The organism is Microvirga terrestris (genome assembly GCF_015694425.1).
Classification (GTDB): domain Bacteria; phylum Pseudomonadota; class Alphaproteobacteria; order Rhizobiales; family Beijerinckiaceae; genus Microvirga; species Microvirga terrestris.
The window spans coordinates 589218-603767 of record NZ_JADQDN010000001.1 but is presented as its reverse complement, the minus strand read 5'-3'; the positions used below and the strand labels follow the sequence as shown (position 1 = coordinate 603767).

The following is a 14550-nucleotide window of genomic DNA, read 5'->3' as shown; positions in this document are numbered from 1 at the left end:
CTACTTAAATGATCGGGAGGCGTGGCCCTTCAAGTAGACTTGGCCCAGATGCAGCTCATTAGGCTTCACCTCATGGGTGCGAACCTCATCATGCTCATGGCTCTGTCATGTCAGGCGCCCTCTGGCTGCAACCGGAAGCTCGCCGACGAGCTCATGGCCGCGCACTGCGACAAGGCGATCGACCATGTTGACCACGACACACACGTGATTGGGAATGATCCGAACGACGTCCCCGATGTTCGGGCGATCATTGCAGCCCGACAGGTCCAAGAACCCGTGCTCTTCCGCAAAGCGGGCGATCTTCGCCTGTGGGTGTTCAAGAATCATGCCATGCCCCTCCAGACCGCCGGTATCGCTCGTCAGGGTTTTCGATCCGGAATCGAGAATACCCCGCTCCGGTGACGCCCGGCTCACCACGGTGGCATAGACCGTCAACGCACAATCCTGCAGTTGCGCAACACCTGCTGCCAGCATCATTCGATCGTTGAACACCGACGTTCCGGCTCGATGCTCGGTCACACCTTTGATCTTGCCCAAGTTCAGCAGGTTGGGTGTCCCGCCGGATGACACGATCTCCGGCTCAAGACCCAGGCCACGGACCCCCTCAAGGGCGGCATCCAGAAAGGCCTGCGTCTCCTCCATGGCGTGTTCCGGCGGGTACAGCATGAACCCGGCGAAGGACAATCCTGGGCGCGAGGCGATGTCCTTCGCCAGCGCCACGGCCTCTGCGACCGTCTCGACCCCTGCCCGCTTGCGCCCGGTATCGCACTCCACCACCACACCCAAGTCCCGCCCGGCGATGGCAGCGGCTTGCGGCAGACCCGCCACCACAACGGGGTTGTCGGCCGCGACGGTCACCTTCGTCCGGGATAGAAGTCTGCCGAGCCGGTCGAGTTTTTCCTCGCCAAGAATATTGTAAGAAATCAGGATGTCCTCGTGCCCCGCCTCGGCCATGACCTCCGCTTCGCCGATTTTCTGGCAGGTAATGCCACGAGAACCGGCATCCCTCTGCATGGATGCGATGACAGGACTTTTGTGGGTCTTGATGTGTGGCCGATTGGCGACGCCAGCCGCATCACACAGCCCCTGAACACGAGCAATGTTGCGTTCGACCACATCCAAGTCGACAACGACCGCAGGTGTCCCGAATTCGCGCGCGACCTTGGCCTTGAGGTCCTCAATGCTCATTCTACCGATCCATCCCAAAATACCTGGAGCGACAATAGACAATCGCGGCGGAGCTGTCCTGCCTTGCCGAGAGCAGCAACATCTTACCTTCGGGCCCCGCTTTCGTCGCTGCCCCTCTCTTAATTCCGGGCAGAATGCCGCTATATGTGGCGATGTCCAAGACCAAAAGAGCCCCGGAAGAGACCTTCCAGCCAGTTCTTCACCAGACATCCTAGACGTTAGGAGGAATCCTCGTGAGAAGTGCAGCTTTGGCGACCCTGATCGTGCTCGCTATTCCCTCCCTTTCATCCGCACAGGACATGACTCACGACAATCGCATTGACCTGATCCGCCCCGATGCCCCTGCCCTTGCCAAACATAGCGAGCACGCGATCGGCGTCCGCACGATTGAAGTGATCAACAAAAATCAGATCGACGTTGTGAAGGCGGCAGCCGGCCAGGAGCCCCCACGCTATGACCGGAAGCTCACTCTGGAAGTCTGGTACCCGGCGGAGACAGGTGGCAAGCAGGAGGGCGCTTACCCTGGTGTGTATCTGCGGGATGGCAAGACCCAGGTCACGCTTCATGGTAAAGCTGGGCGCGACGCCCAACCTAAGAAGCCCGCTGGCAGCCCCTACCCGCTGGTGATCGTCAGCCACGGCTATCCGGGCAATCGCTTCCTGCTCAGCCACCTGGCGGAAAACCTCGCCACCAAAGGCTATGCGGTGGTGGCCATCGATCATGCGGATTCCACCTACAACGACCAGGGCAAATTCGGCTCGACCCTGATCAACCGGCCTCTCGACCAAGTGTTCGTGCTCAACGCGGTCGATCAGTTGTCGAAAGAGAACGGGCATTTCCTGAACGGGCTGATCGACACCTCCCGCACGGGTCTCATCGGCTATTCGATGGGCGGCTACGGCGCGGTGATCACCGCCGGGGCTGGTGTCACCAAGGAAGCCGTAGCCTACGACTCAGGCGTGCCGGCGGGCATGCTGTCCGTGCACCTGGCCGGATCCGAATCCCACAAGAAGCTACGGGACGAACGGATCAAGGCCGTGGTCGCCATCGCACCCTGGGGCATGCAGCGCGGCTTCTGGAACCAGGATGGGCTCCCCGGGATAACGACACCGATCCTCTACGTCGCCGGCAGCAAGGATGATGTGTCAGGCTACGAAAAGGGTGTCCGCGCACTCTACAGCGGCACCGTCAACGCTGACCGCTACATGCTGACCTTCGAGAACGCCAACCACAATGCTGCAGCACCCATCCCGGCCCCGGTCGAAAGCTGGCAGACTCCGGAGGGCGGAAACGCGACGCCCTTCAATCACTATGCGGATCCCGTATGGGACACGGTGCGCATGAACAACATCACGCAGCATTTCGTCACCGCTTTCCTGGGGCGCTACGTGAAGGCGGACCCGGAACTCGGCAGCTATATGGATGTGCCCGTGGAGCGTGCGAGCGAAGGCGTCTTCGCAGCCAACAAGGATGGCTCCTTCAAGCCCGAGCATACCTACTGGAAAGGCTTCCCGGCCCGAACAGCCGTAGGCCTGATCCTGGAACGTGGCACACGAAACGCCAACTGATCATTGCTCACGAAGAAAAGGCCCGGCTTCAGCCGGGCCTTTTCTGTTGGCAGGACTCCATAAGCAGATAGCTCCCCAAGAACTTTTCAGGCGCCTTCGGAAGGTAGGTTGGGTACTTACTCCTAGGCTGTCAAACTGAGACCGAATGCGCTAGGATTAAACAAAAAAGGACTCCTCAACATCGTCTGTTATCCCAGCTGAGCCACTCCGTGGGCAGGAACAATGTTGCGAGTTTTTTTCAATGCAGATCGGCCAGCAATCAGCAGATCCCTTCCCAGTCGCCATACGGGCGAAGCGGGCGGTTCTGATACTCGATGTGGTCGAATCCGTCCGTCTCGTTGAGCAGCACGAGACGGAGTTCATCTCCCATTGGCTAGCCTTCGTTGAACACGTCCGGAGCCGCATCCTTCCTGATCACAACGGCCATTTCACGAAAGGTCTGGGTGATGGGATGCTGTTGGACTTCGATGATGTCCGATCTGCCGTTTCAGCCGCCTTCTCGATCCAGCAGGAGCGCAATCGGCAGAACCAAGCCCTTCCGCCAGCCCAGCAGATTATGCTCAGGATAGGCATTGAGATCAGCGACGTGATCATCGATCACGCCGATCTCTACGGGCGTGGCGTCAGTCGGGCGGCACGAATTCTCACCCTTGCGGGCCCTGGCGAAATCGTCATCTCGGCCAATGTACGCGATCAGCTCACGGCTGATCTCGATGCGGACATCGAGGATCTCGGCGAGTGCTACCTCAAGCACATGCCACAGCCTGTGAGAGCTTACCGCGTCGGGCCACCGGGACCGCACCCCGTGATCGAGACCGGTTATGCCCTGGAAGGCTTGCTTCCGACGCTGGCGGTCGTCCCCTTCACAACGCGCGATTCCGAAGACGAGCATCACATCCTAGGGGAGGTCCTTGCAGAGGAGCTAATTCAGGACCTCTCACGTTCCCCCGAGTTGCACGTTATATCGCGCCTATCGACAACCGTGTTCCGCGGCAGGGAGGCGTCCCTGACCCAGGTCAGCGCCAGCCTCAACGCAAACTATATTCTTTCCGGCTTCTACAGGGTTCAGAACAAGCAAGTCATCGTGGAAGCCGAGCTCGCCGAAGCAAAATCCGGACAGGTTGCCTGGGGCGCCCGCTACAAGGGCCAGCTGAGCGGCATCATTTCGGGAAACCGCGACCTGATTGATGAGATTGCCGCGAATGTGAATGCTGCGATCATGGTGAGCGAGCTGCAGCGGGCCCAGTCTCAGGCTTTGCCGACCCTGAAAAGCTATACCCTGCTGCTTGCCGCAGTCGCCCTGATGCACCGCCTTTCGCCATACGACTTCGGCGAGGCACACAGGCTTCTCGAGGCTCTGATCGAGCGTGTTCCGCGCCAGGCTATTCCCCGCGCTTGGCTTGCCAAGTGGCATGTCCTGCGGGTTCAGCAGGGCTGGTCGGACGATCCACATCAGGATGCACAAATCGCCTTGCGCTGCACGAAGCAGGCCCTGGATGCCGATCCGCAATGTTCCCTGGCGCTTGCCATCGACGGCTTCGTTCATACAAACCTTTTGAAGAAGCTCGACATAGCCATGGACCGCTATGATCTCGCGCTCCTGAACAATCCGAACGACTCCCTTGCCTGGCTGCTCAAAGGTACGCTTCACGCGTTCAAGGACGAGGGGCAACAGGCTGTGAGCTGTACGCAACGGGCCCGTAGGCTGTCCCCGCTCGACCCTCACCGCTATTTCTATGACTCGCTAGCCGCGACCGCTCACTTGGCGGCCCATCAATTTGATCGCGCCTTGAAACTCGCGCAGCGTTCGCTCAAGTCCAATTGCACTCACACCTCTACCTTACGCGCCATGGCAATCGCGCAGTGGGAGCTCGGGCATCATGACGAAGCTCGCCACACTGTGGGAAGGCTCATGCAACTGGAGCCGCATCTCACCATCCGCAGTTGGCGGGAGCGCTCGCCGAGTGCCGGATACAAAATTGGAGAGGAATGGGCATCCGTGCTGCATCAAGCAGGAGTGCCTGAATAGCGGCGAGCTTCAACAACGAGGGAGTGCACCAACATGAGCTACTTATCGGCGGGGATTGGCCCCCTTGGCGGGGTCGGTGGAGTTGGTGGCGTAGGCGGTGTCGGGGGCGTGGGAGGGGTTGGTGGCGTCGGGGGTGTAGGTGGCGTTGGAGGAGTGGGCGGCGTCGGTGGGGTTGGTGGTACCGTCTATGACTCGCCCCTCATGAGCGATGCCCTGATCCGCAGCCGTGACGGAATTGTCGGGCAATGGCGCGCACCTGCGGCTGCCCCTGGTCCGCTCGACGTGGAAGATCCGGACAATCTTGATCGCTGGTCTCCCTGGGTCCGTGCCGCGATCTTCGATGCGGAGATGGTCTCGCGCCTGGGTTTCACCCTGGAAGATGCCACCATGGCTCCGCGACATATGACGGTCTGGCATCTTGAGGTTCCGGCACCTTCTGGAGGCAGTGCGCCCGCGCCGACATACAAGCCCCTCATTCTGATGGCCCGACCGACGGAGGACATTTTTGAGGCACAGCTGACACTGATGAATTACTATGCCGAACTCCGTACGGACCGGCAAAACGAAATTCTGGCGCAGATCGGCGGCGGCATCACTTTTCTGAGCTCCGTCGCCCAGCTCCATCCGGATCGGACGCCCCATACGTTGGAGCTTCTTGCAGCCGTCCTGCGGCTCGCGCTGTTCGTGCACCTGCGCGTGAAGCAGGGCCTCGCCTGTCGGCGACCGCTCGAATACTCCCCACAGATCCAACCCATGATCGTCACGCCGGCCCATGGAGCCTTGCCGAGCGGGCATGCGACGGAGTCCTTCGCAGTGGCTCTCGTGCTGTGGCAATTGATCAAAGCGTCTGGGAGACCTGGGTACGACAGTTCTGATTGGCGTACCCAGCTTCTTCGCCTCGCGGCAAGGATTGCCATCAACCGGACCGTTGCAGGCGTCCACTTTCCCGTCGACAGTGCCGCTGGCGCGGTGCTCGGCCTGACGCTCGGCCAGTATCTCGTCAACCGCTGCTCCGGTGCAGGCGGATACAGGGCATGGCGTTTCGAAGGCGAGAAGTATCCCGAGAACGCCGACTTTATCTGGCACGATTTATATGACGTGACGAACGAGACGCTCATATCGATGCAAGGTGCGACAGCCTACTCCGTGGAATATGCGGCCAAAGACCAGGCGATCGACCCACAGCACCAGTCCTACCCGCTCGCCTGGCTTTGGGAGAAGGCGAAGGCGGAATGGGAATGAGGACAGGTTCTCGCATAGTTTGAAAGCAGGAGCGCCCCATGGCCTGGAAGCGCATTATACCGATGATCGATCCTGTTTCTCGATCTGTCGTCGATCCCTATTCCTACTGGGCCCTGGGTCCAGGTTTACAGGACTTCCGGCTGCCGTCGATCGCCGAACAGAGCGTTCCGATCCTCCTGCGCCATAAGGCACAGAAGTGGGATGGAGAGGCCTGGGCACTCTGGCGGGACGCCGCTGAAGACCCCGACATGCCGGAGCGGCCGCCTCATGACGCTCAACCCTTCGACGTCAGGTTCCTGCCTCTCACAAAAGCTCTCCGGTTAATCGAAGACCCGAAATCTCGACGGTTTTTCGAGAGCCTGGAGCGCTTCACCATTGGCCCGCCCCTGCCCTCCTCGTCCGTGATCTCCCATGGGCGTAAGGACGTTCGTATGCTCCAATTTCCATCATCGGGCGTGACGCGGGACACAGTCATCATCGGAATCATCGACGACGGCATTCCCTTTGCCCACGAGCGCTTCCGCAAAATCGACGGCACAACCCGCATCGAGTCCGTGTGGGTGCAGTACGGCTCGTCAAGCAACCTACCGATCGGGTTCGACAACGGATTCGAGATCCCCAAAGTGGATATCGACAACTATCTCCTGACTTGTCGGCAGGGAGATTTCATCGACGAGGACGAGATCTACCGTCGCGCCGGCATCGCCGACTTCACACTTGAAGGTCGCAAGACCCTGGCATGGCACGCCTCCCATGGCGCCCATGTGATGGACCTCGCCTGTGGATGGGATCCGAATGAGGCGCCGGACTGGCGGATTATCTGCGTTCAGCTGCCGACTGCAATAACGGCTGACTCGTCCGGCGCCAGTCTGGCCCCCTATGCCGTCAAAGCCTTGGAGTACATCCGCGACAGGGCCCAAGCCATTGCCGGGAAAGGCCAGACTCTGCCGGTTGTAATCAATTTCAGCTATGGTCTGCTCGCCGGGCCCCATGACGGCACCCATGTGATCGAACTGGCTTTCGACAGGATCCTCCGCGAGCACAACACTACTCCCGGCAAAAAGCCGATGCGGGTCGTCATCCCCTCGGGTAACAGTCACTTGGCACGCGCTCATGCGTCAGTCTCATTCCAGGCTAAAGGCGACCAAGCAGTCCTGCCCCTGCGAGTGCTACCTGACGATCTCACACCGAGCTTCGTCGAGATCTGGCTCCCGCCTGCCACCGCTGTGGGCAACCGGGTCGAGTTGACCATCGCGACCCCGCAGGGCGACGTGAGCCCCCCGCTGGAGGAAAACGACAGCTCCATTCTCCAATACGAGGTTGCCGGGAAGGTGCTCTGCGAGGCACGATACCATTTCTTTTCCGCGCCTACGGCGCGCGGCATGTTCCTGATCTCACTGCAGCCGACCATTCGGATCGAGTCCGAGAACTCTCCTGTCCCGACTGATCCGGTTGTTCCGGCAGGCTTGTGGAAGCTGACTCTGAACAATCTTGGACTGTTACCAAAAGAGTGCGTTGAAGCCTGGGTTCAACGGGACGATGCGCCTGTGGGCTATCCGCGTCGAGGGCGGCAATCCTACTTCGATGTTCCCAGTTACGAGATCTACGGCCATGACGGCAGGCCTCTTGAAGAGGACGATCCGGCATGCCCCGTGAAGCGCGCGGGCTCGATCAACGCGATCGCCACCGGAAAGAACACAATCGTGATGGGCGGCTTGCTACGCACGGAACTGCGGCCGCCTGCCTATTCCGCAGGCGGGGCGATCACGACGCCGGCCGGCGCCGCTAGACCCCATCGCTGCGGACCCGATGCGCTGACGGTAAGTGACGACTCCATCGTCCAATCCGGCGTACTCGCGGCCGGGACACGCAGTGGCTCTGTCGTAGCCATGAACGGCACGAGCGTTGCCGCGCCTCACATCACCCGGTGGATTGCCGGGGAGCTCGCGGCCAAGCGCCGTGGGAACAGGAGAGCCGTCTGGAAACTGGCCTATGACAAAGAAACTGCGCTCCCCCCTCCAGAGCCCTCTCCGGAGAGAGGCGGGGCGGGACGGGCACCGCTCCCGCGCGTTCGGCCATCCAAGGTTGAAAGATAAGGAACTCGTCGGTTCCGATGACAGAATGCTCAAGGCCAGCAAATTCGACGAACCTGAGCAACAGGCCCCTGAGGTCAGGTTCTGGTTCAAGAGGTGCGTTTGCGCCGAGGCTTCTTCGGGCTGCTTCCTTCACCGGCACGCTGTTCACTCACGGCTGCCTTGGCCTCAGCGGCTGCGGAAGGAGGTGCGTTCTCGACTGGTGCAAAGGATTGTTCCGACTGGCTTGCGTTCAGTTCCCGCTCCGCCCTGTACCAGTGATCGTGTGGGTTGCCTGCTCGCCCCTCGTTTTCCCATATCTCGTAAGCCCTCCGGCGGATGCTCTCCTCGTCGGCGCCCGACGGTTGACTCTTCTGGTGACCACCATCCGGGTCATCGAAAATATGCCGACCGAGATCGGGTCCGATGCGAGGCGTTGCATCTGGTCCGGTTTTGTCCTGGGTCATGATGGCTCCTCTCCTTCAGACGGTGTCAATGCCCGGTATGGGAACATGTTTCCTCACGAACGGTGACCCTATGCATCTCAGCAGTCCAGGAAACTGCGCCGTTGCGGGGCAAGTTGCCGAGCATGGCGCGCTGAACGGAACAAAAGCCTGCCCCAACCCAGTTTTAACTCCTCAATCGAAAAGTTGGTATTCTAGTGGGCTGAGATGGAGGCTCGAATGACCAAAGAGGATCTGGCTCAGAAGCTTGACCATATGGATCCTGGAGCAACCTTCATGGTTCCGGAAGATACGCTGGCACAGATGTTCGGGGAGGTTACGCTCTCATACGACTCCCATGAGCCCCTCAGCTACATTGCCGACTTCGCGCTCGAACACCGTTGCACGTTCTCATTCCACGAACACGAAGGGGCGGTTCCCTGCTTCAAGAAGGACGATGTTTTCTGAAGATTAGGAGCCAAAGGTTATATACTCCCAACGCAGCAGAGTCGTGCTCAACGGGGGTAGCACAAGGCTCAAGGAAAAAGGGTGTCCATGGGATGAAATCTCTTCGGCTTGCAGAGCGCCTGCATTCCCCATGTTGCCGCCGCCATAGATCTCCGCATCGGTATTGAGGATCTCGTGCCAGAGCCCTGCCTTTGGCACACCGATGCGATAAGCTATTCTCGGAACCGGAGTCATGTTGCTGATGGCAAGGATAATCGATTTCCCATCCCTTGCCAGCCGCAGCATGGCAAAAACGGAATTTCCGGTGTCATCCGCCACTGCCCATTCGAAACCGCCGGAGTCGGCATCGGTGCCATGGAGGGCCGGCTCGACCGCATAGATGCGATTGAGATCCCGGATGAGCCTCTGAATTCCAGCGTGCCGCGGGTTGTCCAGCAACTCCCACGAGATTGAGGCATCGTGGTTCCACTCCCGTTCCTGCGCGATCTCGCCTCCCATGAAGAGGAGCTTCTTGCCAGGATGCGCCCACATGTATCCGAAATAGGCGCGAAGATTTGCAAAGCGCTGCCACTCGTCACCCGGCATCTTCCGGATCAGCGAGCCTTTCCCGTGCACAACTTCATCATGCGACAGGGGAAGGATGAAGCGCTCGGAGAAGGCGTAGACCATGCCGAACGTGAAAGCCCCGTGGTTGTAGCTTCGGTAGACGGGGTCCTGCTCCATATAATGGAGCGTGTCGTGCATCCAGCCCATATTCCATTTGAACGTGAACCCGAGCCCACCTTCTTCCGCAGGTTTGGTAACGCCTGGGAATGCGGTGGATTCCTCCGCGATGGTGATCGCACCGCCGCAGCGATGGGCAACGATGCTGTTGAGATGCTTGAAGAACTCGATGGATTCGAGGTTTTCCCTCCCTCCGTATTTGTTCGGAATCCACTCGCCCGCCTGGCGGCTGTAGTCGCGGTACAGCATCGACGCGACGGCATCCACCCGAAGGGCATCGATGTGGAAGCGCTCCAGCCAATGAAGCGCGCTCGCGATCAGGAAACCCTTCACCTCGCTGCGGCCGAGGTTGTAGATCAAGGTGTTCCAATCCTGGTGGAACCCCTCCCTGGGATCCTGATGCTCGTAGAGCGCCGTCCCATCGAACTGCGCGAGCCCCCAGATATCGGTCGGGAAATGGGCCGGAACCCAGTCGAGGATCACGCCCAAGCCAGCTTCATGGCAACGGTTCACAAATTCGGCAAAGTCCTCCGGCGTCCCATAACGGCCGGTAGGGGCGAAGAGGCCGAGGGGCTGATAACCCCAGGAACCTCCGAACGGATATTCCGTGATCGGCAGGAGCTCGATATGGGTGAATCCCAGGCCAGAAACATAGGGGATCAGGCGATCCGCCAACTCAGTCCAGTCGAGGCTGCGGTTTCCTTCCTGCTCCAGCCGCATCCAGGAGCCTGCATGGACCTCATAGACCGAGATAGGCGAACTCTCAGTCTGGCGCGCAGCCCTTGCCGCCATCCACTCGGAATCCGTCCACCCGAAGGGCTCCGACCGGGCGACGACGGATGCTGAACCGGGCGCAGGCTCGGCCGCACGCGCGATGGGATCAGCCTTCTGCGGCAGCAGCTGCCCGTGTGGCCCGACCACCTCGAATTTGTAGCGCTCGCCGGGTCCAAGGCGGGGAATGAAGAGTTCCCAGATCCCCGCTTCCCGACGCAGGCGCATGGGATTGCGCCGTCCATCCCAGCTGTTGAAGTCTCCCACAACAGAGACACGACGGGCATTGGGAGCCCAAACGGCAAATCGTACTCCGGCCACGCCGTCGATGCTCATGGGCTGTGCGCCGAGGACCGAGCCGAGTTCGTAGTGAGTGCCCTGCCCGATCAGATGCAGGTCGAGGTCGCCGAGGAGCAGGCCGAAGCTGTAAGGATCCTCCATCTCCTGAATGGTGTCGGGCCAGTGGACACACAGCTTATAGGCACCTTGGTGATTGAGGCGGCCGGCAAACAACCCATCCGGATGCACGAGATGGAGTCGGTCAGGCTCTCCATCTGTCCCCCGTCGCAGAACCTCCACGGACTTCGCACCCGGCATGAAGACGCGGATAATGCTCCAGCTGCCTGCAGCATGCTGCCCGAGGATCGAGAATGGGTCCCCGTATCGTCCCTCGACCAGAGCCTGAACATTGCTTGGTTCTATACCAGCGAGGAGATCGTCACGTCCGGGCGTCATTCATGTCCTCCGCGGCCCGCTTCTGCGAGGCGATGCACAATATCGGACAAGCCTCGGAGGGGGATCGCCAACCATTTCGGGCGGTTGGAAGCCTCATACTGGACCTCGTAGGCAGCCTTCTCAAGCAGGAACAGATCAAGGAGCGAACGGTGCCTGTCAGGCGAGAGCCCGAGCTGTGGAGCTTGAGCAGTAGCATCCCAGTAAGCATCCAGGAAAGCCTTTTGAGCTCCCGCATAGAAGTTCCTGAGCAAAGAGCCCCGGATGTCGCGGAACTGGGCCGAGGAGATATCTTCATCAGGCATCGACGCCGTGACGGCCACGTAGTCAAGGGAGCGGAGCAATCCAGCTACGTCCCGGAGCGGGCTTGTCTTTGCGCGCCTTTCTTCCAGCTCGCGCACCGGCTCGCCCTCGAAGTCGATAATGTAGGCATCGCCCTGCGCGACCAGAACCTGACCGAAATGGAAGTCGCCATGGATCCGCGTCAACAACGTCCCGAGGCCGGACTCCGCGAGCCGGTCGACCGCCGCGATCAGCTCGTCACGTCGCTCAAGGATGCTATCTGCGAGCGGACCGGTCTCGGGATCCAAATCGCCTCGGGCCCCATTCAGAATATCGAGAGCAGACATGAGTTGCTCATGAGCTCTCGTTTTCCAGACCTCTACGTCCTCAGCACCGGCCTTGATCGGTGCGAAGGCATCATCGTCCGTCTGTGCAGCCAAAGCCACGTGCAACTCACCGAGGCGCTTCCCAACGACCTCGGCGAAGTTCTCGAGGGTGGTGAAGATCCCTTCATCCGGGACCGTTTCGTTCTCGATCAACTCGTATTCGTCAAGGGTCCGCTTCAGGTTCTCGAGCACCCAGTTCCAGGCATCGCCCTGATTGCGGATGGCGCCCTGAACGATTGCAAGCGTATGGGGCGTCCCGTCGCCGGCCACTCGCAGGACCTCTCCGAGGAGCGGGGCGGAATTCTGGTATCCGACCTTCGTCAGGTATTGCGTCATCTCCGCTTCAGGATGGGTGCCGCCAAAAACGCGACGGACGAGCTTGATCATGGCGAGGTCGCCGATGATCAGCGAACTGTTCGATTGCTCGGCCGAAAGCCAGCGGATTGGAGCATCCGTCGTGATCTGCATGCAGTCAAGTTCGGGAGTGCCTTCGAACTGGATTTCTCCGTCAGGCGTCTTGAGCGTGGATCTCTGGCACAGGGCCTGCAGAACCGCATGCGCCCACTGATCGACGGCAAAACCATCGGTCAGAAAGCCCACACGCGCGCCCCTGCGGACCCGGGCTAGGGCAAGCTGCTGCGGCAGTGGCAGTCCACCGGCGCTTTCCCATGCAATGCCGAGGGGCATGAAGTAGCGCTCCGTGCGCTTGCCAACGCGCGCCTCGACCTCAGCCATCAGCACATCCTCTGCAAACGGCATGGGCACCGTCCATGGAATGCGCGCCTCGTGAAGCGCCTCGTTCTTGGAGGCGAACCAACGCCGGATCGGCAGGTAGCTGGGCAGGATGTTCTGGGCAATCAGCTGCTTGTGCCGGTCCTCCAAGCCTCCCTGCAGGCCGCCCCGCAGAACCAAGGTCTCAAACTCGGTCAGCTGCTCGGGCGGGGCCGTCCGCCATTGCGGGCTTTCAACCTCTGTCGTGAGCTGGAACCAGTAGAAGCCGTAGGGCGGAAGGGTCAGCAGGTAGGTCAGCTGGCCAATCGGCGGGAACGGCGACGGGCCCGTCATCTCGACGGGTACCCTACCGGCAAAGGCCGACAGATCGAGCTCGACAGCCTGCGGCGTCCGCGACAGGTTCGCGACGCACAGGATCGTCTCGCCCTCGTGCTCGCGCAGGTAGGCTAAAACCTTGCGGTTGGCCGGATACAGAAGCCGGAACGTACCGCGACCGAAAGCATGGTGATTGCGGCGCAGCATCAGCATGCGGCGCATCCAGTTCAGGAGCGAATGCTGGTCTCGGCTCTGCGCCTCCACGTTGACGGATTCGAAGCCGTAGACCGGGTCCATGATCGCCGGGAGCACGAGGCTTGCCGGATCGGCCCTGGAGAAGCCGCCGTTACGGTCCGGGGACCACTGCATCGGGGTGCGGACGCCGTCACGATCGCCGAGATAGATGTTGTCGCCCATACCGATCTCGTCGCCGTAATAGACGACGGGCGTTCCGGGCATGGACAGGAGGAGCACATTCATCAGCTCGATACGCCGGCGATCCCGTTGCATGAGAGGTGCCAGCCTGCGGCGGATGCCGAGATTGATGCGAGCCCGCTTGTCTGCCGCATAGGTGTTCCAGAGATAATCGCGCTCCTCATCGGTCACCATCTCAAGCGTCAACTCGTCATGGTTGCGGAGAAAGATCGCCCATTGGCATTTCTCGGGAATTTCGGGTGTCTGGCGCAGAATATCGGTGATAGGAAAGCGGTCCTCTTTCGCAATGGCCATGTACATGCGCGGCATCAGCGGGAAGTGGAAGGCCATGTGGCATTCGTCGCCGTCGCCGAAATATTCCTGGGTGTCCTCCGGCCATTGATTGGCCTCCGCAAGCAGCATCCGGACCGGATAGGCGGCATCGAGCGCCGCCCGGATCTTCTTGAGAACCACGTGGGTCTCCGGAAGATTCTCGTTGTTAGTGCCCTCCCGCTCGATCAGATAGGGGATGGCATCGAGGCGCAGCCCGTCGATGCCCATATCGAGCCAGAACCGCATGACGCTCAGAACTTCTTTGAGAACACGCGGATTGTCGAAATTCAGATCCGGCTGATGCGAATAGAAGCGGTGCCAGAAATAAGCCCCCGCCGCCTGATCCCATGTCCAGTTCGATTTTTCGGTGTCAAGAAAGATGATCCGGGTTTCCGGGTACTTTTGGTCGGAATCGGACCAGACATAGAAGTCGCGTTCGCGGGAGCCCGGCTTCGCGTGACGGGCGCGCTGGAACCAGGGATGCTGATCAGAAGTGTGGTTGATGACCAGTTCGGTGATGACGCGCAGCCCCCGGGCGTGGGCTTCCCGCACGAAGGTCTTGAACTCCTTCAAGCTGCCATAGTCGGGGCTGACGTTGCGGTACTCGGCGATATCATAGCCGTCATCGAGCCTAGGCGATGGGTAAAACGGCAGCAGCCAGATGGTGTTGACGCCGAGCGAAGCGATGTAGTCCAGCTTGGCGAGCAGCCCAGCGAAGTCGCCGATGCCATCATTGTTGGCATCGAAGAACGACTTCACATGCAGCTGGTAAATGATCGCATCCTTGTACCAGAGCGGATCGGCACCAAGGGAGGTTTCGCTCTTGAGGGACGTATCGTTCTTCTTGAGCAT

General features: G+C 60.3%; 9 protein-coding genes. 5 read left to right on the top strand and 4 right to left on the bottom strand.

The window, feature by feature from the left end:
• Positions 1 to 105: 105 nt before the first annotated feature.
• Complete coding sequence (locus I2H36_RS02775; protein WP_196262330.1) at positions 106 to 1188, bottom strand: D-TA family PLP-dependent enzyme; 1083 nt, start codon at positions 1186 to 1188, stop codon at positions 106 to 108.
• Positions 1189 to 1421: 233 nt separating this feature from the next.
• On the opposite strand from I2H36_RS02775, the gene I2H36_RS02770 reads away from it, so the two are divergent.
• The 4 genes from I2H36_RS02770 to I2H36_RS02755 all read left to right on the top strand — a co-directional run bounded on the left by I2H36_RS02770 (position 1422) and on the right by I2H36_RS02755 (position 8123).
• Entirely contained in the window at positions 1422 to 2756 is a 1335-nt protein-coding gene (locus I2H36_RS02770) for an alpha/beta hydrolase family protein (protein WP_210330894.1), read from the top strand.
• Between the two features lie 451 nt (positions 2757 to 3207).
• Positions 3208 to 4785, top strand: coding sequence for an adenylate/guanylate cyclase domain-containing protein (locus I2H36_RS02765; protein WP_343234384.1), 1578 nt, complete (start codon positions 3208 to 3210; stop codon positions 4783 to 4785).
• 33 nt (positions 4786 to 4818) lie between these two features.
• A complete protein-coding gene (locus tag I2H36_RS02760) occupies positions 4819 to 6027 on the top strand; it encodes a phosphatase PAP2 family protein (RefSeq protein ID WP_196262328.1) in 1209 nt (402 codons plus the stop codon).
• Positions 6028 to 6065: 38 nt separating this feature from the next.
• Positions 6066 to 8123 (top strand): S8/S53 family peptidase, encoded by a 2058-nt coding sequence (locus I2H36_RS02755; RefSeq protein WP_196262327.1) that lies wholly within the window; start codon positions 6066 to 6068, stop codon positions 8121 to 8123.
• 86 nt (positions 8124 to 8209) lie between these two features.
• On the opposite strand, the gene I2H36_RS02750 is transcribed toward I2H36_RS02755, so the two are convergent.
• Positions 8210 to 8566: a DUF2934 domain-containing protein gene (locus I2H36_RS02750; protein WP_196262326.1), complete on the bottom strand. Its 357-nt coding sequence runs from the start codon at positions 8564 to 8566 to the stop codon at positions 8210 to 8212.
• 216 nt (positions 8567 to 8782) lie between these two features.
• On the opposite strand from I2H36_RS02750, the gene I2H36_RS02745 reads away from it, so the two are divergent.
• Complete coding sequence (locus I2H36_RS02745) at positions 8783 to 9010, top strand: hypothetical protein (protein WP_196262325.1); 228 nt, start codon at positions 8783 to 8785, stop codon at positions 9008 to 9010.
• A gap of 3 nt (positions 9011 to 9013) precedes the next feature.
• Here the strand turns inward: I2H36_RS02745 and glgB are convergent, their stop codons facing one another.
• Complete coding sequence (gene glgB / locus I2H36_RS02740) at positions 9014 to 11239, bottom strand: 1,4-alpha-glucan branching protein GlgB (protein ID WP_196262324.1); 2226 nt, start codon at positions 11237 to 11239, stop codon at positions 9014 to 9016.
• On the bottom strand, positions 11236 to 14550 hold the full coding sequence (gene treS, locus I2H36_RS02735) for a maltose alpha-D-glucosyltransferase (RefSeq protein WP_196262323.1): 3315 nt from the start codon (positions 14548 to 14550) through the stop codon (positions 11236 to 11238). Before treS ends, glgB begins: the two co-directional genes overlap by 4 nt.